18 protein-coding genes are annotated in these 20,672 nt (G+C 69.3%); 8 read left to right on the forward strand and 10 right to left on the reverse strand.

The window, feature by feature from the left end; genetic code table 11:
• The first annotated feature begins 47 nt into the window (after positions 1 to 47).
• Together QJS31_RS12835 and QJS31_RS12840 are read left to right on the forward strand one after the other, a co-directional pair.
• Positions 48 to 800 (forward strand): RluA family pseudouridine synthase, encoded by a 753-nt coding sequence (locus QJS31_RS12835; protein ID WP_306356806.1) that lies wholly within the window; start codon positions 48 to 50, stop codon positions 798 to 800.
• Positions 801 to 940: 140 nt separating this feature from the next.
• The gene (locus QJS31_RS12840) at positions 941 to 1,729 is read left to right on the forward strand and encodes a phosphodiesterase (protein WP_306356807.1); all 789 of its coding nucleotides are present in this window, start codon (positions 941 to 943) and stop codon (positions 1,727 to 1,729) included.
• On the opposite strand, the gene QJS31_RS12845 is transcribed toward QJS31_RS12840, so the two are convergent.
• Genes QJS31_RS12845 through crcB (QJS31_RS12855) form a run of 3 tightly spaced genes read right to left on the reverse strand, consistent with a single transcriptional unit; the run spans position 1,710 to position 3,678 of the window.
• Positions 1,710 to 2,777 (reverse strand): AraC family transcriptional regulator, encoded by a 1,068-nt coding sequence (locus QJS31_RS12845; protein ID WP_282777226.1) that lies wholly within the window; start codon positions 2,775 to 2,777, stop codon positions 1,710 to 1,712. The genes QJS31_RS12840 and QJS31_RS12845 overlap by 20 nt on opposite strands.
• Before the next feature lie 47 nt (positions 2,778 to 2,824).
• On the reverse strand, positions 2,825 to 3,187 hold the full coding sequence (crcB, locus tag QJS31_RS12850) for a fluoride efflux transporter CrcB (protein WP_282777228.1): 363 nt from the start codon (positions 3,185 to 3,187) through the stop codon (positions 2,825 to 2,827).
• Positions 3,184 to 3,678, reverse strand: coding sequence for a fluoride efflux transporter CrcB (gene crcB / locus QJS31_RS12855; protein WP_282777230.1), 495 nt, complete (start codon positions 3,676 to 3,678; stop codon positions 3,184 to 3,186). The genes crcB (QJS31_RS12850) and crcB (QJS31_RS12855) overlap by 4 nt, the downstream gene beginning before the upstream one ends.
• A 267-nt stretch (positions 3,679 to 3,945) precedes the next feature.
• Between crcB (QJS31_RS12855) and QJS31_RS12860 the strand changes: the two genes are divergently transcribed.
• A complete protein-coding gene (locus tag QJS31_RS12860; protein ID WP_306356808.1) occupies positions 3,946 to 5,397 on the forward strand; it encodes an NAD(P)/FAD-dependent oxidoreductase in 1,452 nt (483 codons plus the stop codon).
• Between the two features lie 22 nt (positions 5,398 to 5,419).
• Here QJS31_RS12860 and QJS31_RS12865 read toward each other — a convergent pair whose 3' ends face one another.
• Positions 5,420 to 6,334 carry a cation diffusion facilitator family transporter gene (locus tag QJS31_RS12865; protein ID WP_282777232.1) on the reverse strand — a complete coding sequence of 305 codons (915 nt, stop codon included), beginning with the start codon at positions 6,332 to 6,334 and terminating at the stop codon, positions 5,420 to 5,422.
• Between the two features lie 345 nt (positions 6,335 to 6,679).
• Between QJS31_RS12865 and QJS31_RS12870 the strand changes: the two genes are divergently transcribed.
• From QJS31_RS12870 to QJS31_RS12880, 3 genes are all read left to right on the forward strand, one after another.
• Positions 6,680 to 8,758: an ATP-binding cassette domain-containing protein gene (locus QJS31_RS12870; protein ID WP_282777236.1), complete on the forward strand. Its 2,079-nt coding sequence runs from the start codon at positions 6,680 to 6,682 to the stop codon at positions 8,756 to 8,758.
• Entirely contained in the window at positions 8,755 to 9,516 is a 762-nt protein-coding gene (locus tag QJS31_RS12875; protein WP_282777238.1) for an energy-coupling factor transporter transmembrane protein EcfT, read from the forward strand. Before QJS31_RS12870 ends, QJS31_RS12875 begins: the two co-directional genes overlap by 4 nt.
• 216 nt (positions 9,517 to 9,732) lie before the next feature.
• On the forward strand, positions 9,733 to 10,392 hold the full coding sequence (locus QJS31_RS12880) for an ammonium transporter (protein WP_282777240.1): 660 nt from the start codon (positions 9,733 to 9,735) through the stop codon (positions 10,390 to 10,392).
• A gap of 479 nt (positions 10,393 to 10,871) precedes the next feature.
• Here QJS31_RS12880 and QJS31_RS12885 read toward each other — a convergent pair whose 3' ends face one another.
• Complete coding sequence (locus QJS31_RS12885) at positions 10,872 to 12,146, reverse strand: lipase family protein (RefSeq protein ID WP_282777242.1); 1,275 nt, start codon at positions 12,144 to 12,146, stop codon at positions 10,872 to 10,874.
• Positions 12,147 to 12,752: 606 nt separating this feature from the next.
• On the opposite strand from QJS31_RS12885, the gene QJS31_RS12890 reads away from it, so the two are divergent.
• The gene (locus tag QJS31_RS12890; protein WP_282777244.1) at positions 12,753 to 13,397 is read left to right on the forward strand and encodes a cysteine hydrolase family protein; all 645 of its coding nucleotides are present in this window, start codon (positions 12,753 to 12,755) and stop codon (positions 13,395 to 13,397) included.
• A 17-nt stretch (positions 13,398 to 13,414) separates the two neighbouring features.
• Here QJS31_RS12890 and QJS31_RS12895 read toward each other — a convergent pair whose 3' ends face one another.
• From QJS31_RS12895 to QJS31_RS12910, 4 genes are all read right to left on the reverse strand, one after another.
• Positions 13,415 to 15,709 carry an ATP-dependent DNA ligase gene (locus QJS31_RS12895; RefSeq protein WP_306356809.1) on the reverse strand — a complete coding sequence of 765 codons (2,295 nt, stop codon included), beginning with the start codon at positions 15,707 to 15,709 and terminating at the stop codon, positions 13,415 to 13,417.
• 232 nt (positions 15,710 to 15,941) lie between these two features.
• On the reverse strand, positions 15,942 to 16,217 hold the full coding sequence (locus QJS31_RS37350) for an antitoxin (protein ID WP_372341764.1): 276 nt from the start codon (positions 16,215 to 16,217) through the stop codon (positions 15,942 to 15,944).
• A gap of 38 nt (positions 16,218 to 16,255) precedes the next feature.
• The gene (locus QJS31_RS12905; RefSeq protein ID WP_282777265.1) at positions 16,256 to 17,374 is read right to left on the reverse strand and encodes an MBL fold metallo-hydrolase; all 1,119 of its coding nucleotides are present in this window, start codon (positions 17,372 to 17,374) and stop codon (positions 16,256 to 16,258) included.
• Positions 17,375 to 17,457: 83 nt separating this feature from the next.
• A complete protein-coding gene (locus QJS31_RS12910) occupies positions 17,458 to 18,183 on the reverse strand; it encodes an enoyl-CoA hydratase (protein ID WP_029930959.1) in 726 nt (241 codons plus the stop codon).
• A gap of 121 nt (positions 18,184 to 18,304) precedes the next feature.
• Between QJS31_RS12910 and QJS31_RS12915 the strand changes: the two genes are divergently transcribed.
• A complete protein-coding gene (locus QJS31_RS12915; RefSeq protein ID WP_282777248.1) occupies positions 18,305 to 19,738 on the forward strand; it encodes an FAD-dependent oxidoreductase in 1,434 nt (477 codons plus the stop codon).
• Here QJS31_RS12915 and QJS31_RS12920 read toward each other — a convergent pair.
• Positions 19,716 to 20,573, reverse strand: coding sequence for an aldo/keto reductase (locus QJS31_RS12920; RefSeq protein ID WP_282777250.1), 858 nt, complete (start codon positions 20,571 to 20,573; stop codon positions 19,716 to 19,718). The genes QJS31_RS12915 and QJS31_RS12920 overlap by 23 nt on opposite strands.
• Positions 20,574 to 20,672 lie beyond the last annotated feature (99 nt).

A 20,672-nucleotide genomic window follows, 5' to 3' on the forward strand; every position in this document is an offset into this window, starting at 1 on the left:
GGCGGGCGTCCCGCCGCCGCGATCCGGGCTCGCCTACGCTGTCCCGCGTGGATGTGGAGTGGGCTCAGCTGCGGGAACGGTGTCTGGTCACGGAGGACGACGCGGTGCTCGCGCTGAACAAGCCCGCCGGGATCTCGGTGACCGGGGAGCGGCACGACACCGACATGGTGGAACTGGCGGCGGCCCAGGGGGAGAAACTGTACCCGGTGCACCGGATCGACAAGGTGACCTCGGGACTGGTGCTGCTGGCCAAGGACTTGCAGGCGCACGGGCAGCTCACCCGGCAGTTCACCAAGCGCACCGCGGCGAAGGCGTACCTGGCGATCACCGCGACCACCGGCCTGCCCGAGCACGGGGTCATCGACCTGCCGTTGAGCGTCGGGCGCAAGAACCGGGTGCGGATCGCCGCGCCACGCGAGAGCATTCGATGTGACGCGGACACCTGGATTGTCGATGCCGCGGATGTGCTGGCGGGCAAGAACTATCCCTCGGTCACCGAGTTCACCACGCTCGCCGTGACCGATGAGCACACGGTACTGGCGTTGCGACCGGTCACGGGGCGGCGGCATCAGATCCGGGTGCATCTGGCGTGGATCGGGCATCCCATCGTGGGCGATCCGCTGTTCGACCGGTCGGGGACGCACCCGCGCACCCATCTGCACTCGTGGCGGCTGCGGCTGGACGCCGACTGGCGCACCCCGCCGGTGCTGGATCTGCGCGCCCGGCCCGGCGCGGATTTCTGGACGGTCGACGGCGCACCCGTCATCGCCGATCCCGAGGCGCTGTTGGCCCCGGAATAGCTCCACGACCAGCCGATAGCAGACACCTATAAGCGTTGTCGAGGCTCACCGAGACCTGGGGAAACCGGGTCAACTACGCTGGAAAACGTGCCTCCCGCGGCACATCGGGCGCAATGGCGCGATCCAGGAACAGAAAGCGAATGCCGATGGTTCTGTTGGCACATCTCAGTGACACCCACTTCAATGGCGGAGGCCGCAACAGCGACCGCGCCGAACGGGTCATGGCCTTCCTCGCCGAGCTGCCGACACGCCCCGACGCCATTCTCGTCTCCGGTGACATCGCCGACGAAGGCAGTGCCGAAGAGTACGAGCAGGCGCGCGCCGTGTTCCGGAGTGCCGATGTGCCGGTGCTGCTGCTGCCCGGCAATCACGACGACCGGGGCACCATGCGCGAGATCCTGTTCGGCGCGGCCCCCGGCTACCAGCCCATCAACCAGGTGCACCGCGTCAAGGCGCTGACCGTGGCGCTGCTCGACTCCAGCATTCCCGGCAAGAGCGAGGGGCTGCTCGCGGACGAGACGTACGCGTGGCTGGAGAATCTGCTCGCCGCCACGCCCGCGGACGACACCGTGGTCATCGCCATGCACCATCCGCCGGTGCCGATCAAATCCACGGTGGTGGACCCGATTCCGCTCACCAACCCGGAACGGCTGGCCGAGATCGTCGCCGGGGACGACCGCATCGTGGGCGTGTTCACCGGGCACGCGCACGTGCCGGTGCAGACGCTGTTCGCCGGCAAGCAGTTGGCGATCGCGCCGAGCGTGTCCTCCTTCATCGGGTGTGAATGGGAGGTCGGCGTCCCCGGTCAGGTGCCGATCGACTTCGCGCCGGAACCCTCGCTGTACTTCCACGCCATCGAGGACCGCCGCCTGCTGACCTCGCTGCGGCCGGTACCCCTGGGCGGCGGGCTCACCGAACCAGCGGAGTGACCCGGTTGCGGCGGTAGGCCGACGGCGTCGTACCGGTCCAGCGCTTGAAGGCGTGGATGAAGGTGGAGGCCTCCGCGTAGCCCAGGCGGATCGCCACATCGCTCACCGACAACGGTGTCGCGGTGAGCATCTCCTCCGCCAAGGCCCTTCTGACCTCGTCCAGCAGCGCCCGGTAGCTGGTGCCCGCCGCATCCAGATGTCGGCGCAGCGTCCGGGTGCTCATATTGAGATCTTTTGCCACGGAGTCGATTCCGGGCGGCGCGGCGAATCCGTCCGCCCCGCCGCGCGGCACCAGCCGCTCCCGCACCTCGGCGGCGATACCGGTGCGGGCGCGCCGCCGCGACACCAGATCCCGGCACTGCGCCAGGCACATGGCCCAGGTGGACTCGTTGGCCTGCGGCAGCGGCTGTTCCAGTTCCACCGGATCCAGTGCGAACAGGTTGTGCGGCTGCTCGTACGCCGGTGTCACTCCGTAGATCTCGGTGATCAGCTCGGCGCCCGCGGGTGCCGGGAAGTCGAACTCCGCCCGCACCAGGGCGACCTTGCGCCCCAGCAGATCGCAGAGCATCTGATGCATGGCGGTGACATCCCGCTGCACCAGAAACCGCCGCACATCCGCGGGCACCCGCTCGTCGTGGACCCGGGCGACGAACTCACCGGGCCGCCACCGCGCCACCGGAATGCAGAAAGTGAAGCTCAACTCCAGATACCGCAGCGCGAACGAGATCGCCTCGCCCAGGGTCGGACTGCTGACGCAGGCGAACCCGAAGATCCCGAACGTGGTGATCCGATACCGCCGCCCCACATCCACCCCGAGCAGCGGCTCGTCCCCCAGCTCCCGCACCAGATTCCGCACCACCGCCAGTTCGGTCCGCGCGTCGATCTGCAGGTCCGGATCCGCCAAGGTCGCCGCGGTCAACCCGGTCCCGCGCAGCATCAACTCCTCCCCCACCCCCCGTTCCCGGGCATACCCCACCATCAAGGCCGCACTGGCGACTCCCCGTGGAAAGTCCCAGTCCCGAATCTCCGGCTCCTGCACCGCGCCCATCCGAGCATTGTGGCCGAAAGTCTCAATCAGAACCAGTCTCGGGCAGGTCACGCGAGGAGGGCATCGGCGACGGCGTAGCCGAGCATGGTCGCGCCCAGGCCGGTCGCGACATTGACGACGATCGTGAGGGCCGCGTGGCGGTAGGCGCGGGTTTCGGTGAGGCGGAGGGTTTCGTAGGTGAAGGTGCTGTAGGTGGTGAGGGCGCCGCACAGGCCGGTGGACAGGAAGGCGGTCCAGGGGGTGGAGAGGGCGGCGGCGGTGAGGGCGCCCAGGAGTAGGCAGCCGGTGAGGTTGACCGTCGCGGTGCCCCAGGGGAGGGCGGTGGCGTGGCGGGATTGGACGGCGCGGTCGATGAGGTAGCGCAGGGGTGCGCCGAGCATGGCGCCGAGGACGACCAGCAGCGGGGTCACGGGGCCACCTGCTGTCGACGGGTGATGCGGTGGGCCCGGCGGGTCAGTGCGACGGCCGTGGCCGTGGCGGCCAGTGCGCAGAGCAGGGTCAGGGCGAGGTAGGCGATGGCGGTCGGGACCGTTTCCGGGGTGAGCAGGGCGCGGGTGTCGTCGGCGTAGGTGGAGAAGGTGGTGAACCCACCGAGGACGCCGACCCCGAGGAAGGGGCGCAGCAGCGGGTGGGCGGGCCGGATCTCGGTGATGGCGACCATGAGGACGCCGATGAGGAAGCAGCCGAGGACATTGGCGGCGAAGGTCGCCCACGGGAAGCCGCCCGGTGCGGTGGGCCAGATCTGCGCGAGTGTGTAGCGGGCCAGTGCGCCGATCCCGCCGCCCAGGGAGATCACGGCCAGGATCGCGCCGTGGGAGCGGGAGAGTTCGCGGCGCTGCTCGGGTGCACGGATGTCGACATCGGGGTCGATCGCGTCGTGGACGGTCAGCTCACTGGACACAGGCGTCTCCTACTCCATCACCGCAGGGGTGCTTCTGGGGTAGGGACTGTTGGTGGAATCCACGGTTGTTCGGAACCGGTCGGCCCGAAGCGGCGAGCCCCACCGCCGCGTGCGCTCAGCGTACCGGTCAACCCCCCGGGTGGGGGATCGACCGTGGGTGAGATCACCGTGGTGCGCACCCTCCGGGCAGGTTGGCCGAAGATCTCGATCGGCTCACGCCAAGGCGGATTCTAGAGTGGAGAGCAACCTAGTGTGAGGAGCGCCACAATGCCGTCCGTGATCATCATCGGCGCCGGATTCGGGGGGTTGGGGATGGCGATCGAATTGCAGCGCAATGGCTTTCGCGAATTCACCATCCTCGAGAAGGCGCAGGATCTGGGTGGGGTGTGGCGCGAGAACACCTACCCGGGAGCGGCGTGCGATGTGCCGTCACCGCTGTACTCGTTCTCCTACGAGGCCACACCGGATTGGCCGCAGCGCTATTCGGGGCGACGCGATATCCACGCCTACATGTGGGAGGTGGCGCGGCGGCACGGACTGCTGGAATCCATCGTGTTCGGCGCGGAGGTGACCGAGGCCGAGTTCGACGAGACCACCGGCCGCTGGACCGTGCGGACCGGCGACGGCGTGACTCGCACCGCCGATGTGCTGGTATCGGCGGTCGGGCAGCTGTCGCGGCCCGCCTGGCCCTCGATACCGGGGATCGACACCTTCGCGGGGCAGTCGTTCCATTCGGCGCTGTGGGATCACGACGTGGACCTCAACGGCAAACGAGTGGCCTGCATCGGTACCGGAGCCAGTGCGGTGCAGTACATTCCGGAGATCCAGCCCGCGGCGCGGCGGCTGACGCTGTTCCAGCGGACCCCGGCCTGGGTGCTGCCGAAGTTCGACACCGATTACACGCCGGTGCATCACCGGGTGCTGCGGCGGATTCCGGGAATGCCGCTGGCCGAGCGGGTTTCGTGGTGGCTGATCGGCGAGACGGTGGCGCTCGGACTGGTGGAGTTTCCGGGCATCGCGCGGGTGGTGTCGCGGATCGCGGAGAAACATCTCGCCGAACAGGTGCCGGATCCGGAGCTGCGCGCCGCGCTGACGCCGGGCTATCCCATCGGCTGCAAGCGGGGGCTGTTCTCCAACGACTACTACCCGGCGCTGACCCAGCCCAATGTGGAGCTGGTGACCACACCGATCGCCGAGATCGTGCCGGAGGGCGTGCGCACCGAGGACGGCATTCCGCACGCCGCCGACGTGATCATCTACGGCACCGGATTCAAGGGCACGGAATTCCTGTGGCCCATGAAGATCCGGGGCCGGGGTGGGCGGAATCTGGCCGATGTGTGGGCCGACGGGGCGCACGCCTACCTGGGGATGACGGTGCCGGAGTTCCCGAATCTGTTCCTGGTGTACGGCCCCAACACCAATCTCGGCGTGGGGTCGATCATCTACATGCAGGAGTCGCAGGCCCGCTACATCCGCGGCGCGATACAGGTGTTGGCGGAACATCCGGGCTGCACCCTGGAGGTGCGACCGGAGGCCGAACGCGCCTTCAATATCGCGTTGCAGCAGCGCCTGGCCCTGACACCGTGGAACTTCTGCACCAGCTGGTACCGGAACGAAGCCGGGAAGATCACCAACAACTGGCCGGGGACGACGCGCAGCTATCGGCGGCGGACCCGCAAGGTACGGCCCGAGGACTATGTCCTCACCCGGGTCCGCTAGTCGCCGACCGCACCGCCCGGCGTCACCACGACAGCTCGGCGCACCGGCGCGCCGAGTCCGCGCCCTCGACCTGCAAGGTCGCGTGCTCGATGCGGAAGTCGTGCGCCAGCACGTGCTGGGCGGCGCGCAGCACGTCGTCGCCGGTGTGCCCACCCGCCACGGTGATGTGCGCCGAGGCCACCTCCATCCCGGAGGTCAGCGTCCACACGTGCAGGTCGTGCACATCGGCGACGCCGGGCACGGCGTGCAGGGCGGCGGCGATCTGCTCGACATCGAGGTTCTCGGGGCTGTGCTGGAACAGGATTCGCAGCGAACGGCGCGCCAGCACCCAGGTGCGGGGCAGCACCCACAGGCCGATGGCCACACCGATGATCATGTCCGCGTAGCGCCAGCCGGTGGTGAGGGTGATGGCCGCCGAGACCAGTACGCCCACCGAGCCGATGAGGTCGGCGAACACCTCGAGGTACGCGCCGCGCACATTCAGGCTCTCCTTCGCGCCCGAGCGCAGCAGCAGCGCCGACGCGATATTGGCGACCATGCCCAGCGCGCCCACGATGAGCACCGGCCAGCCCGGCACCTCCGGCGGCTCACCCAGTCGCGCGATGGCCTCGTACAGCACATAGATCGCCACGCCGAACAGCAGGACGGCGTTGGCCAGTGCCGCCAGCACCTCGGCGCGGTAGTAGCCGAAGGTCCGGGTGTAGGTGGGGCGGCTGCGCTTGGCGAGCAGGATCGCCGACAGCGCCATGCCGACGCCGACGACATCGGTCAGCATGTGCGCCGCGTCGGAGAGCAGCGCCAGCGACGAGGTCCAGAACGCGACCACGAATTCGGCCAGCATGAAGACGGCCGCGATGCCCAGCGCCATCACCAGGCGGCTCAGATACTTGCCCGACGCGCTCTCCGGCGCGATGCCATGCGAATGATCGTGTCCCACGATGGTCCAAACTATGCATAGTTGCGCATGAATGCAACACCTACGGTCGAACGAATTCGGCCCGCCCGCCCGGAACGGCTCACGAGCCCCGGCCCGACCCGCGCGGTATCGCCCCGACAGTGTCGGTTGCCACCCCGGTTCACGCCGAAACGCGCACGGGCGACAGTGGGTCGATCGCCACCCGGCCGATCACCACCCTGGTCGCACCGTAACCCGCGCGGCCGGTGGAGTACCCCACAACTCCGCACCAGCGCGGACCGATGCACCCGACTCCCCGGGGACCCCTGCGGACAGGCCGGGCACCGGTCGGTACGTGCACACCCGCGCACACGGCAGACTGGGTGCGTGACTGTTTCGCCCGGAGCTTCCGCACCGCACGGCCCGCTGCGCCCGATCGAACTCGCCACCGGTGCGGTACTCGGCGGGGCGACCGTCGGTTTGGTGACCGTCGGGTCGGTGGTGCCGTTCGCCGCCGCACTGCAACTGGTGGCGGCCGTGCCGATGGGACTGCTCGCATACCGGCACCGGGTGCGGGCGCTGAGCACCACCACCGTCGCGGCCACCCTGGTGACCTTCGTGGCGGCCGGAATCGTCCCGGCGCTCAACCTGGCGTCGGTCGCGGTGATCGGCGGCATCATCGGCGTGGTGAAACGGCGGCGCGGCGGACTGCTCGCGGTGCTGGGACTGTCCACACTGGCGGGACTGGCTGGGGCATCGTTCTCCGTAGGATTGCTGCTGCTGTTCTCCCGGGCACGCCAACTGGTGTTCGACACTATCCGCAATACCGCCGCCGGCGTGGAGAAGATCCTCGCCAGCGAGTCCGCCCTGGCACCGCTCGGCCACGCCATCGCCGATCTCACCGATACGGTGCTGCGCTGGTGGTGGGCGTGGATCGCGGGCGGCGTGCTGGCGGGTGTGATCACCAGCGGTCTCATCTCCTGGTACGTGCTCGGCTCGGTGCTGGAACGGCTGTCCTGGCTGCCCGGCCGCGACCTGCTCGACGCCCCCGCCGACGACCGGCCCGTGGCACCGCTGCCGGTCGCCCTGCACCGGGTGTCGTTCCGCTATCCGGGGGCGCGCACCCCGGCGCTGGCGGACATCGACCTCACCGTGCGGCTCGGCGAATTCGTGGCGGTGGTCGGGCACAACGGCTCCGGAAAGTCCACGCTCACCCGGATTCTCGCCGGACGGCCGCCGACCTCCGGCACCGTCACCCGCCCCGGCTCCGCGGGCCTGGGCGTCACCGGCGGCACCGCACTGGTGCTCCAGCGGCCGGAGAGCCAGACCCTCGGGGTGCTCGCCGCCGACGACGTGGTGTGGGGCCTGCCCACCGAGATCGCCGCCACCGTCGACATCGAGGGGCTGCTGGCCGAGGTCGGACTCGGCGGCATGGGGGACGCCGAGACCGCGACGCTGTCCGGCGGGCAGCAGCAGCGGCTGGCCGTGGCCGCCGCCCTGGCGCGCCGCCCCACCCTGCTGATCGCCGACGAGGCCACCGCCATGATCGACCCCGACGGCCGACGTGAACTGGTCGCCCTGCTGGCCGACCTGCCGAAACGGCATGACATGGCGGTGGTGCTGGTGACCCACCACGAGGCCGACGCCGCCATGGCCGATCGCGTCGTGCATCTGCGCGACGGCCGCACCGTCGACCACCTGCCCGCCTGGCCGCGACCCGTCCGCGAGCCCCGGCGGCGGCCCATCGGCGAACCCATCCTGCGCCTGCGCGGCCTGCGCCACACCTACAATCGCCGAACGCCTTGGGAGGCACCGGCATTGCACGGAATCGACCTCGACGTGTACCGCGGCGAGGCGTTGCTGATCGTGGGCGGCAACGGATCCGGCAAATCCACCCTGGCCTGGATCATGGCCGGACTCACCGTGCCCACCGAAGGCACCTGCATCCTACTCGAGCCCACCGGCCCCCGTCCCACACATCGCCGAATCGGGGCCGTGCAGTTGGCATTTCAGCATTCCCGCCTGCAATTGCAGCGCCAGACGGTCGGCGCGGAGATCGAGGACTGGGGCGGACACGGCACCCTCGCCATCGGCCGCGCCCTGGACGCCGTGCGGTTGGACCGCGCCCTGGCCACCCGCTCCATCGAGGAACTCAGTGGCGGACAGGCGAAACGGGTGGTGTTGGCGGCCATCGCGGCCAGTCGCCCACAGGTGGTGGTACTGGACGAACCGCTGGCGGGGCTCGACCCCGAGGGACGCGCGGATGTGGTGGAATTGCTCGGGCGACTGCGGGATTCCGGCCTCACGCTGATCGTCATCTCCCACGATGTCGACGACATGGCCGTGCTGTGCGACCGCACCGTGCACCTGAGCGGCGGGAAACTACTCGAACCCCCTTCTCCCCCAACGCGATCCGCGCCACCGCAGCACCCCTATCCGACGAACCAGCCGGAGGCATGGCGATGAGCGGCCCAATTCTGCGCGAAGTCCCCGTGGCGAGCCCGGTACACCGACTGTGGGCCGGTACCAAGATGATCGCCGCCTTCGCCGTCAGCGTCCTGCTGATGTTCATTCCGTCCTGGCCGGTGCTGGGGATCTGTGTGGCCTTCCTGGCCGCGGTGTGGCTCACCGCGCGGCTACCGCTGGGCACCCTGCCGCGCTTCCCCTGGTGGTTCTGGGCGGGGCTGCTGCTCGGCGCGCTGATCAATCTCCCCATCGGGAGCGCGGCGGTGCTGCGCTATCTCAATGTGGCGGTATTCGGACTCATCCTGTTGAGCGCGTCCTTCCTCATCGCGTGGACCACACCCATGGGGGAGATCGCGCCCGCCCTCGCAAAACTCGGCGCGCCGCTGCGGCGGATCGGGTGGACGCGGCGTGGGGTGCGGCACGCGGTGCCGGTGGACGAGTGGGCGGTCGTGGTGGCGCTGACGCTGCGCGGGCTGCCGCTGCTGCTGGAGGAGATGCGGATTCTGCGGGCCTCCCGGAAACTGCGTCCGAGCGACGGAATGTTGCAGCGGGCCGCGAATCCGCTGGTGGACATTCTCACCGCGGCCCTGGCGGTGTCCACGCGGCGAGCGGGTGAACTCGGGGAGGCGATCACCGCGCGCGGTGGCACCGGAGAACTCACGGCGCGGCCCAGCACACCGGGTCGACGGGATATATACGCTCTCGCTATCGTCGGGGTCGTCTGCGCCGGTGCGATTCTGGTCGACGTGCTGTTCTGAGTGGGTTTCCCGGCGGCGCAGATTCCGCTGATGCCCAGGCGTTTTGCCTCCCGACCTCGGTCTGGGCCGAAAATCGTACGGCGTGTCGGTGGGGCGCGCTACCGTTGGCGATTGAAGATCGGATGAGGGATCACGATGCGATTCGCATCACGGCTGCACACGCGCGAGGGGTGAGGAAGTTTCAGCGTGTGCGGCCAGCGTTGACAGAACAACCTGATGAAGATTGGACAACCGCAGATGTACCGCAAGATCACGGCTGTTGCCGCACCGGTAATCACCGCCCTCGCCATCGGCACCGGCGCCATGGGGACCGCGCAGGCCGACGCCGTCGCCCCCGATATCGGATACGAGGCCAAGCTGGTCGGCAATACCGTTGTCACCAGCCTCACCAACGGAACCTTCCAGCTCGCCGGCAATTCGGTGAACATCAACGACAATGCCGGGCGCACCTGGGTGAGCCTGCCGCTGGCGTTCCAGCAGGACGGCACGGAATACTCGCTGCCGCACAACATCAGTGCCGACGGCGCCACGCTGTCGCTGACGGCGATCAAGGACGAGTCGACGGCTCGACCGGCCGGGATCAAGCCGGTCGCCTCGCCGAAGGAGAACCTGTTGGCGCAGCAGACGTTCGCCAGCCAGTTCGGCATCGCCACCGCCATCGGGGCGTTCATCGGCACCGCGCTCGGCGCGGCGGTCGGACTCACCGGCATTGTCGGCGGCCCGACCGTGATCGCCAGCGTGATCGCGGGGGCGGCCATCGGCGGCATCATCGGCACCCTCGTGGTGGGTGGACCGACGCTTATCATCGCGGGGATCGACCTGATCAACACCCTCATGGCGCCCCCGGGGACCAGCAAGTTCGCCGGAGCCAACTGAGCCGGGCCAACTGAGCCGGGCCAACTGAGACGGAGCCGACTCGGCCGGACGCCGGGCCCTAGCCGACCGAACCCGGACAGGGAGCGGTCGGGAAGCAACGATGGAGCGGTCAGGGTGGGCTCCGCACTTGCCCCACCCTGTGCCCTCGGTGCGGCCCGGCGCACCCGTGGCACAGTCCGCCCAATCACGGACTGTCCGATCGCAATCGGTTCAGACCTCCTCGGGGGCTGCGCGCCACACGGATGTACCCGCCCCCGGCCACGTGCCCGGGAGCCTGCTCCGGCAGCACGTTTCGCCGCATACCAACCACGGCACCGGCACCGGTCGATCTGGGGGACCTCAGCGTCGGCCACCACGCCCGCCGCCCTGGGAACCCGCGCATCCGCCATTCGGCTCGCACATCCTCCGCGCAGGCGTCATTCCCGCTCCCGCACCGTCCGCGCACACCCGCCCCGGGTTCGCACGCACCGGGAGCGACGTCAGTTCTCCGCGCATTCGCGGGGAGCCGGAATTCCCGCGAATCGGTCCGACAGGTACTTCATCGCGCCCACGGATTCCACCAGGGCCGCGGGATTGTGGCCGGGCACCCGCGAGTGCACCGAGACGAGCGTCGCGCCGCCCGCGCAGTAGCGATTCCGCAGCGCGGTGAATCCGGCCACGGGGATCACGTCGTCTCCGGTGCTGTGATAGAGGTACAGCGGGACGTCGGGGGTGGATCCGCCCAGCTCCTGGGGTTGCGCGGTGGCCTCGAAGGCCGGGTGCGACAGGAGGTTCGGGACCGCCGAATAATTGTCCACGCGATCGAACGGGTGCCGCACCACCAGGTCCGCGCCGCAGGCTTCGGACTCCTGCGCGAGCGCCGCGCGGCCGCGCTCGTCGAGCAGGTCGATCAGGCCCGAGGCGGGGTCGTTGCGGGCCAGCGACAGCAGGATGAGCAGGGCCAGTCCGGCCTGGAGGCTGCCGTCCACGCCGCGGGCGACGGCCGGGATATTCGCGGGCACCCCGCCCGCCGTGACCCCGTGCAGCCACACATCGGGCGCATAGGCCGCGCGCAGTTGCGTGGCCCAGAGGGTGGCGAACGCACCGCCCGAGTAGCCCCAGGCCCCGATCGGGCTGTCGGCGGTCAGCCCCAGCGGGGCGAAGTCGCGGGCCGCCCGGATGCCGTCGAGCACACCGCGCCCCGAGGTCACCCCGTCGAAGAAACGCGACTGCGGCCCTTGATAATCCGAGACCACCACGGCCCAGCCGCGGAGCAGCGCGGCGGCCAGGAACGGAATGTCCAGCAGCGTGTTCACGATGGAGAAGTCGCGGCCGCCGCGCAGGGCGTAGGAGGGCGCGCATCTGGTGCCGAGGCTGTCCTCCGCTATCTGGTACGACAGCAGCGGACGCCCACCGGGATTCGTCCAGGCTCCGGGCGGCAGCATGACCGTGGCGACATTCGCGATCGGGACGCCCAGCGAATCGGTGCTGCGGTACTGCAACTGCCAGGCGGCCACCGGCAACGGCAGCCCGAACACCGCGATGGGCCGCGAATCCAGCACGGCCCCATTGGCGTAGGCCGACAGGTTCGCCGGGGGCGCGTAGAACGGATCGTCGTCCGGCACCGGAATCTGCGGTCTGGCCAGCGGCGCGACCGCCGCGGCCAAGGCGATCACCACCGCGATCAGGAATATCCACCAGCCCCTGCCGCCCCGCGCGCATCCTCGAATCCGCGCGCCGCCCTGCCGCATTACGCCTCCAGCGTCGTATCCCACCGACGCTCCAGCTTCATCAGGCCCGTGATCGCGCCGTACCTACTCCCGGCGCATCGGAGACCTCAAGGTACTGCGGACCATCCGGCCTGGTCAATGGACGTCCGACGCTCCTCGGCGCGTCTCGCGACCCGGGCGTGGCGTGCGCGCACAGCCGCCCACCACCGCTGCCACCGCACGGCCGCGATTTCGGTGGCACCGTCCCCATCACCACGGCGACGCGGCGCCCTGTGCACCCGACCCACCAGCACGGCGACGCGGCACCCTGTGGACCCGACCCACCAGCACGGCGACGCGGCACCCTGCGCACCCGACCCACCAGCACGGCGACGCGGCACCCTGCGCACCCGACCCACCGCACGGCATCCCGTGCACGCCCCTCCGCAACCACGGCGGGCAGGACGTCCGGCAGGTCGGCGCGGCTGGCGTGATCGGCGTGGGTGTGCGGTGGATCAGGTGTTGCCGGTGCGGTGGTGGCGTGCACTCGCAACCGCGGAATCGAGGGCGCGCCGCGCCTTCCGCTCCCGCGCACGACGCCGAGAGTTTGCCCCGGAGCTGCTCGCTCGCGGGTAGGGTTGGGCGAAACGCATTGGGCGAGTGGAGGATAGCGTGCGATACGGGAACAGCCTGGAGATTCCGGACTCGCTGGAGGAGCTGTGCGCACCCGAGCGGATGGCGGTGATCGTCTACGACATGCAGGTCGGGGTGCTATCACAGCTGCCGGACGGTGACGCGATCATCGAGCGGGTGGTGCGGGTGGTCGAGGCCGCCCGGCGCGGCGGCTACCCGGTGATCTTCCTGCGGCACATGTTCCTGCCCAAACGGCTGAGCGGAACGTTCGCGCTGCGCATGGCCATGAACTGGCAGCGGGTGGATTCCGTGGACGAGGTGCACCCGATCCTGCAACGCGACACCCCGGCCTTCGAACTGGTGCCGCAACTTCGCCCGACCGCCGACGAGACGGTCTTCGACAAGACGGCCATGTCGGCGTTCGAGGGCACGCCGCTGGCGGCCACGCTGCGCGACCTCGGCATCGGGGCCTATGCGATCGTCGGTGTGGCACTCGAGATCGGCATCGCCCCGACCGTCGCGCACTCCACCGATCTCGGCTTCATTCCGGTGGTCGTCAAGGACGCGGTGGGCGGACGTGACATCGAGGCCATGGATCGGGCCTGGGCCGACTTCGAATTCCAGGGCCACGCGGTGGTCACCGATATCGACACGCTCACACCGCTGTTCGAGAAGTCGGCCTGAGCCTGGGAGCGAAAGGCTCAGTCCGAGGCGGGGATCCAGGCCGGGTGCCACAGGCGTCCGGTCTCGGTCCAGTTCATGAACCGCACGGTGCCGGTGATCTTGGGTGTCACCCACACCGCGTCCTTGCGCTCCTCGGCGGTGAGTTCGTTGTCGAACGGGCTGGTCTTGCGTTCCAGGCGGCGCAGTTTCGAGTCCAGCTCGCTCATCTCCTGTTCGCTGAAACCGGTGCCGACCCGCCCCAGGTAGTACAGCCTGCCCTCGTGCTCCACCCCCACCAGCAGGGAGGCGAAGCGGCGCACGTCCGAGCGTCGGTAGCCGCCGACCGTCACCGTCAGGGTGCGCCAGTTGCGCGTCTTGACCCAGGACTGCCCGCGTTTGCCGGGCAGGTACACCGAATCCCGGCGTTTGGCGACCACCCCCTCCATTCCGTGCTCCTGGCTGTAGCGCAGCGCCCGCGCCCCCGAACCGTCCAGGCGCGGCGGCACCACCAGCGAGGGCGACCGCCCGGCCAGCGCCTCCAACACCCGGCGGCGATCGTCGTAGCGTTTACGCAGCAGCGAGGTGCCGTCCAGGTAGAGCACGTCGAAGGCCACGAACACCGCCTGCCCGGCGTGGTTGCGCAACAGCCCGAGATTGGCGGTGCCGTGATCGTCGAAAACCACCGCCTCGCCGTCCAACACGATCGAATGCCCGGCCAGTTCCGCGCCCAGCCGAGCGATGGTCGGATAGCGGCCGGTGACGATATTCCCGGCGCGGCTGCGCAGCGTGACCGCGCCGTCGTCGACCTCGGCGATCAGGCGGAAGCCGTCCCACTTGGTTTCAAAGGCCCACTCGTCGGCCTCGAAGGTGGAGACGTCGCCGGGGGTTGCGAGCATGGGCGTGAGTCCGCGCGGCAGCGGCACGGGTTGCCGGGGCGGCGTGAGCACCCGTGCGCCGTCGCCCGACACCGCGCCGTCGCCATCCGGCCGGTCGAGTTCCGGATGCTGGTCCTTCATCAGGTGCATGAGCCACTGATCGCCATTGGTCTGGATGAGCGCGTACCGGCCGTCCAGCCGCTCACCGTGCAGGCGCACGATCACCTCGTCGTCGCGCCACTTCTCGGTCTCGTAGGTGCCCGCATCCCAGATGGTCATCTCCCCGGCCCCGTACTGGCCCTTGGGAATCGTGCCGTGGAACTCCAGGTACTCGAGTGGGTGGTCCTCGGTGTGCACGGCGAGGCGGTTCTCGTGGGTGTCGGTCGGCGGACCCTTGGGCACCGCCCACGACACCAGGACGCCGTCCCGTTCCAGTCGCACGTCCCAGTGCAGCCGCCGGGCCCGATGCTGTTGCACCACATAGCGATTGCCCTCGGTGGACGCGGGACGAGTGGCGGGCACCGGCTCCGGGGTGCGGTCCGGGTCGCGCATGGAGCGGTAGCGGGTGAGCCGGTCGGGCTGATGTTCCGGCAGCGGTGCGTCCAGTGCGGCGATCAGATCGCCGTCGGACCGCCACCGTTCCAGCACCTCCTCGAAGCGTAGGTGCCGCAACTTCTTCCGATTCTCGATCTCGTCCCAGGTGCGCGGTGCGGCGACGGTCGGCTCGTCGCGGCCGCGCAGCGAGTACGGGGCGATGGTGGTCTTGGCCGGATTGTTCTGGCTCCAGTCGAGCAGCACCTTGCCCTCGCGCGCCGCCTTGGCCATGTTCGCGGTAACCAGATTCGGGTACAGCTGTTGCAGATTGGTGGCTACCTGTTTGGCCACGGTGGATGCGCCGCCCGCGCTCAACCGACGATCGAGCGGGACGTAGACGTGAATGCCCTTGCTGCCGCTGGTCACCGGGAAGGCGTCCAGGCCGACATCGCGCACCACATCACGCAGCATGAGCGCCACCTGCGCACACTGCCGCAGCCCGGCCCCCGGCCCGGGATCCAGGTCGAAGACCAGCCGGGTAATGGGGCCGCGCGCGTCACCGTCGAATATCCACTGCGGCACATGGATTTCCAGGGCCGCCTGCTGCCCCAGCCACGCCATGCCCGCCACCGAGTCGATCACCGGATAGACGACGGTGCGGTCGGAATGCTCGAGGCGATGGCGCTCGATCCACTTCGGTGCGTGGTCGGGCAGGTTCTTCTCGAAGAACGACGGCTCGTCCACCCCGTTCGGCCAGCGCTTGCGCGTCACGGCCCGCCCCGCGATATGCGGCAGCAAAGCCGGGGCGATGGCCGTGAAATAGTCGATGACCTCGCCCTTGGTGGTGCCGGTGGCGGGATACAGCACCTTGTCGAGGTTGGTCAGCGCCACCTCGACTCCCCCGAAACTCCGCCGGGACCCCATGCAGCCAGTCTAGAGGCGGGTACCGACAATCATCGGAACCCGTAAACCACACGGACCCGAAAAACCAACGGACCGTTCGGGTCCCCATCGGAGACACGAACGGCCCGAATGCCGCGCTCGGCCGGTTCCGGGTCCGCGCCCTGCACCATGATCGGGTCTGCACCCTGATCGACCCCGAACGAGGGCCGCCCGGAACAACGAGCCGTCCCGGGCGTCCCGGAGGTCGCTCGGCTTACGGCGTCGGAGGCTTCTGCTCCCCCGGCGGGTTCTCACCCGGAGTGGGATCCGGAGCGGGAGCCGGGCTCGCCTCCGGAGCCGCGCCCGCGCCGCCCTGCTCCGGAATGGCGTTCTTCACCGCCTCGGCACCCTTGTCGATCTTGTCGGAGTACTTGCCTCCGGTCTTCTGATCGATGAAACCCCCGGCCTTGTCCACCGCGGACTCGATCTTCTCGGCGTTCTGGGCCGCCACATCCTTGCCCTTGCCGACCAATCCCTTGAGCGTGTCCATAAGACTCACAGCCCTGCTCCTTCACACTCGGTCTTCGGTCATCGGCTGACATCTTTCCACCAGGTCTGTCCTGGTGGGACACCATTGCGGTCGATCCGCTGTCCCGGTTTCGGCACGGCGACGGCCGTACCCGCCGCGTCGGCCGCCGCCACCATCCGCTGCACCGGCTCCGACCAGCCGTGGAAGGCCAGATTGAAGGTCGCCCAGTGAATCGGCACCAGCAGTCCGTGCGCCGCGTTTCCCAGATTCAGATCGGCGTGTGCGCGCACCGCCTCCTCCGGATTCATGTGCACATCCGGCCAGGCGGCGTCGTACGCGCCGATGGGCAGCAGGGTCAGATCGAACGGGCCGAGCTTCGCGCCCGCCTCCGAGAACGCCTTGGTGTAGCCGGTATCGCCACCGAAGTACACCCGATGCCGCGGACCGGCCAGCGACCAGGACGCCCACAGGGTGGTGTTGCGCACCAGCCCGCGGCCGGAGAAGTGGCGGGCCTCCGTACAGGTGATCGTCAGATCCGTGCCCTCGTGTGCGCGCTGCAGCGTCGACAGCGAAACCGAGGTGCCCCAATCCATTTCGACGATCCGCTCGTCCGGCACCTGCCAGTGCCGCAGGTGCGCCCCGATCCCGAGCGGCACGATGAAGACCGCGCTCTGGCTCTCCATCAGACCCTGCACGGTATCGCGGTCCAGATGGTCGTAGTGGTCGTGCGAGATGATCACCGCGTCCAGCGGCGGCAGCTCGTCGAGCCGCTGCGGCACCGGATGCTGGCGGGCCGGGCCGATGAGCGGTGACGGCGAAACGCGTTCGCTCCACACCGGATCGGTGAGCACCCGGTAGCCGTCGATCTCGACCAGCGCGGTGGCATGGCCGTACCAGGTGACGGCCAGATCCGCGGCCTGTTCCGGCAGCTCGGGGGTGACCAGCGGAATCGGGCCGGGCGCACGGCCCAGATTGCGCTTGGTCAGCACCGAGTTCAGCAGCGAGAAACCCGAACCGGAGGCGATCTGGCTGCTCGGCTCGGTGTTGTGGAACTGGCGGTTGCGGTAGCGGACCGAGGCGGTGGCGGTCGGCTGGATGGCCGAGATGCCCGCCCCCATGGCCGAGGGAATACCCCACGCCGCGCGAATCAGCCAGCCGATGCCCACGGCGCCGGCCATCGCACCCACCACGGTGCGCGCCGCACCCGTGAGTCGGTCCCGCACCACCTCGATATCGGTTGTCCCGGTGTCTCGTTCGGCATTCATCGTCCGGTGAACCTCGCTGTGCGCTTCTCCTGGCGCGCCAAGCGCGCCTCCTGTGCGTCCTCGCTCGTCCATGCCGCCCTCAGCGCCTCTCGCTGCTCGATGGTGTCGGCCTCACGGGTGCCGTCGTCGTTGAACACCAGCTTCATATGCCGCAGCGACAGCGGTGCCAGCTCCGCGATGGATTTGGCCCACGCCTGCGCGTCGGCGAGGGTGCCGAGGCGATTGGCGAAGCCGAAACCGTAGGCGTCCGCGGCGGGGATCGGTTCCGCGCCCAGCAACATGGTGCGGGCCGGGCCGGAGCCGATCAGCGAGGCCAGTCGGCGCACCGTCCAACGGTCCACGGAGATACCGAGTTTCGCGGCCGGAATGGCGATGTAGGAGTCGGGGCTCAGCACCCGCAGATCCGACGCCAGCGCCAGCTGCACGCCCGCGCCGAGCGCACCGCCGTTGATCGCGGCTATCACGGGCACCGGCACCGACTCGATGGTGCGCAACATGCCCATCAGGCCGTCCAGGAACTCGTCGGAATAGACGCCGTCCAGATCGGCCCCCGCACTGAAGATCGGCCCCTGGCCGGTGAGCACGATGACCCGTGCGTCGGCCGCCGCCTCCTGGACAGCGGTGCGCAACCGGCCCACCAGCTCGAGGTTGAGAGCGTTCCGGCGTTCCGGACGCTGCAGTTCGATGGTGACCACCTCACCATCGCGGCTGACTCCGAGCATCTGTCCCTTCCCCACTGTCGGCACCCTGGTCCCTTCACTCTAAGCGGGACCGACCGGCAGTTCCGCGCTCGACGCGGCCGTGTGTACCGACCGGTAACGCACCGTCGGTACTGTCTGGACGGTGAGCGCGACACCCGATGTGGACATCCTGGTGATCGGTGCGGGCCAGGCCGGACTCTCCGTCGGCTATCACCTGCGGCGACTGGGGCTGCGGCCCGAGCAGGACTTTCTCATTGTCGACCACTCCCCCGGACCGGGTGGCGCCTGGCAATTCCGTTGGCCCTCACTCACACTGAGCACGGTCAATCGTGTCCACGACCTACCCGGGATGGAATTCGCCGAAACCCTGCCGCCCGACGCGGCGCACGCGCAGGCGGCGACCGCGGTTCCGCACTACTTCGAGCTGTACGAGAAGCGGTTCGACCTGCGCGTGCACCGACCGATCTCGGTGGCCGTGGTGTGTGATCGTGCCACCGCCGCGACCTGCCCGAACACTGAAGTGGACGGGCTGCTGCACGCGGAGACGCGGGTGGGTGGCGAGCGGGCCGCCGCGCAGGAAGCCGGGGGCCTGGTGCTGGAGGGGGCCGAGGGCCGGGCACCGGAGGAGGCAGGGAGCCGCGCGGCGGAAGAGACTAGCGGCCAGGTGGCGGAGATGGCCGGGGGTCGGGTGGCGGACAACCCCGGAGACCGCGGCGGCGGCGCCGCTGGTCCGGAAACCGACCACGCTGTCGATTCCGGTCCGAGCGACGCCGCCACCTCGCGCACCGGACGAACCGCTCCAGCCGCCGCCTCCGACCTCGGCGGGGGCGTTCCTCGTCGGGTGCCCACCCCAGGCGCCACGCTGCGTGTCCGTGGCTTGATCAACGCGACGGGTACCTGGGACAAGCCATTCATTCCCTATTCCCGCGGCGCGGAAACATTCGCTGGACGACAACTGCACGCCCACGACTATCGCGCCGCCGCGGAGTTCGCGGGAAAGCACGTCGTCGTGGTGGGCGGGGGCATCACCGCCGTGCAGTTGCTGGATGAGATCTCGCAGGTCACCGGCACCACCTGGGTGACACGGCGGGAACCGGTGTTCCGGGACGGGCAGTTCGCGCCCGAGGACGGTCGGGCGGCGGTGGCGATCGTCGAGGATCGGGTGCGCCGGGGGTTGCCGCCCGGATCGGTGGTGTCGGTGACCGGGTTGCGCGAGGACGAGCGGGTGCGGGCGATGCGGGCGCGGGGAGCGTTGCACCGCCGCCCCATGTTCGACCACATCGAACCCGACGGGGTGCGATGGGCGGACGGGGAGTTCCAGGCGGCCGAGGTGATCCTGTGGTGCACCGGGTTCCGCAGCGCCCTGGATCATCTGGCGCCGCTGCGACTGCGCGGGCCCGGAGGCGGGATCACCATGGACGGGCGGCTGGCCACCCGGGTGGCGGCGGATCCGCGGATTCATCTGATCGGGTACGGGCCGTCGGCCAGCACGATCGGCGCCAATCGGGCGGGGCGGGCGGCGGCGGTGGAGTTGACGGAGTTCCTGGGGTGGTTCAGTCCGGAGCGCCTGCGGTGAAGGTTTCGGGGTCGGGGCCTACGCGGGCGCCTTTGTCCAGGGCGGAGATTCGCGACATCTGGTCGTTGGTGAGTTCGAAGTCGAAGACGGCGAAGTTCTCCGCGATGCGGGTGGGGGTGACCGATTTGGGGATGGCGACATTGCCCAGCTGGAGGTGCCAGCGCAGGATGACCTGGGCGGGGGTGCGGCCGGTTTCCTCGGCGACCGCGACGATGGCCGGGTCGTCGAGCAGGGTGCCCTGACCGAGCGGGCTCCATGCCTCGGTGGCGATGCCGTGATCGGCGTGGAAGGCGCGTAGCTCGGGCTGGGTCAACCGGGGGTGCAGTTCGATCTGGTTCACCACGGGGGTCTCGCCGGTTTCGGCGATCACGCGCTCGAGGTGCTCGCGGGTGAAGTTGGAGACGCCGATGGAGGTGATGCGCCCGGCGGCCTTCAGCGATTGGAACGCTCGGAAGGTGTCCACGTACAGGCCGGAGTCCGCGATCGGCCAGTGGATGAGGTAGAGGTCCAGGTAGTCCAGGCCCAGGCGTTCCATACTGGCGTCGAAGGCGCGCAGGGTGGCGTCGTAGCCCTGATCGGAGTTCCACAGCTTGGTGGTCACGTAGACCTGGTCGCGCGGCAGGCCGGAATCGCGGATGGCGCGACCCACCTCCGCCTCGTTGCCGTACACCATGGCGGTGTCGATGCTGCGGTAGCCGACCTCCAGGGCGGTGGTGACGGCGTCGACCGCTTGCTCGGGCGTCACCTGGAAGACGCCGAAACCGAGCTTCGGTATCACCTGCCCGTCGTTCAGCACGATCGAGGGGACGGCGCTCGTTTCACTCCTGAAGGTCACGTTCCGACCGTAGAAGCGGTTTGCCGCTTGGTCAATCAGCCCTTTCGCTGTGTTGGTCACCACTTGACAGGATGTTGGGTTTTTACAACACTATGTTGT

This window comes from Nocardia sp. CC213A, from assembly GCF_030766805.1.
Taxonomy (GTDB): domain Bacteria; phylum Actinomycetota; class Actinomycetes; order Mycobacteriales; family Mycobacteriaceae; genus Nocardia; species Nocardia otitidiscaviarum.

Bases quoted from the DNA above. Each gene is read 5' to 3' on its own strand.
- QJS31_RS12905 (WP_282777265.1), bottom strand. From the start codon at position 17,374: ATGGCCGGCGCCGTGGGCATCGGCTGGCTGATTCGCGCGGCGTGGGGT.
- QJS31_RS37350 (WP_372341764.1), bottom strand. From the start codon at position 16,217: ATGGACACGCTCAAGGGATTGGTCGGCAAGGGCAAGGATGTGGCGGCC.
- QJS31_RS12875 (WP_282777238.1), top strand. From the start codon at position 8,755: ATGAGCGGCCCAATTCTGCGCGAAGTCCCCGTGGCGAGCCCGGTACAC.
- QJS31_RS12880 (WP_282777240.1), top strand. From the start codon at position 9,733: ATGAAGATTGGACAACCGCAGATGTACCGCAAGATCACGGCTGTTGCC.
- QJS31_RS12895 (WP_306356809.1), bottom strand. From the start codon at position 15,709: ATGGGGTCCCGGCGGAGTTTCGGGGGAGTCGAGGTGGCGCTGACCAAC.
- QJS31_RS12840 (WP_306356807.1), top strand. From the start codon at position 941: ATGCCGATGGTTCTGTTGGCACATCTCAGTGACACCCACTTCAATGGC.
- QJS31_RS12845 (WP_282777226.1), bottom strand. From the start codon at position 2,777: ATGGGCGCGGTGCAGGAGCCGGAGATTCGGGACTGGGACTTTCCACGG.
- QJS31_RS12860 (WP_306356808.1), top strand. From the start codon at position 3,946: ATGCCGTCCGTGATCATCATCGGCGCCGGATTCGGGGGGTTGGGGATG.
- QJS31_RS12910 (WP_029930959.1), bottom strand. From the start codon at position 18,183: ATGCTCGGAGTCAGCCGCGATGGTGAGGTGGTCACCATCGAACTGCAG.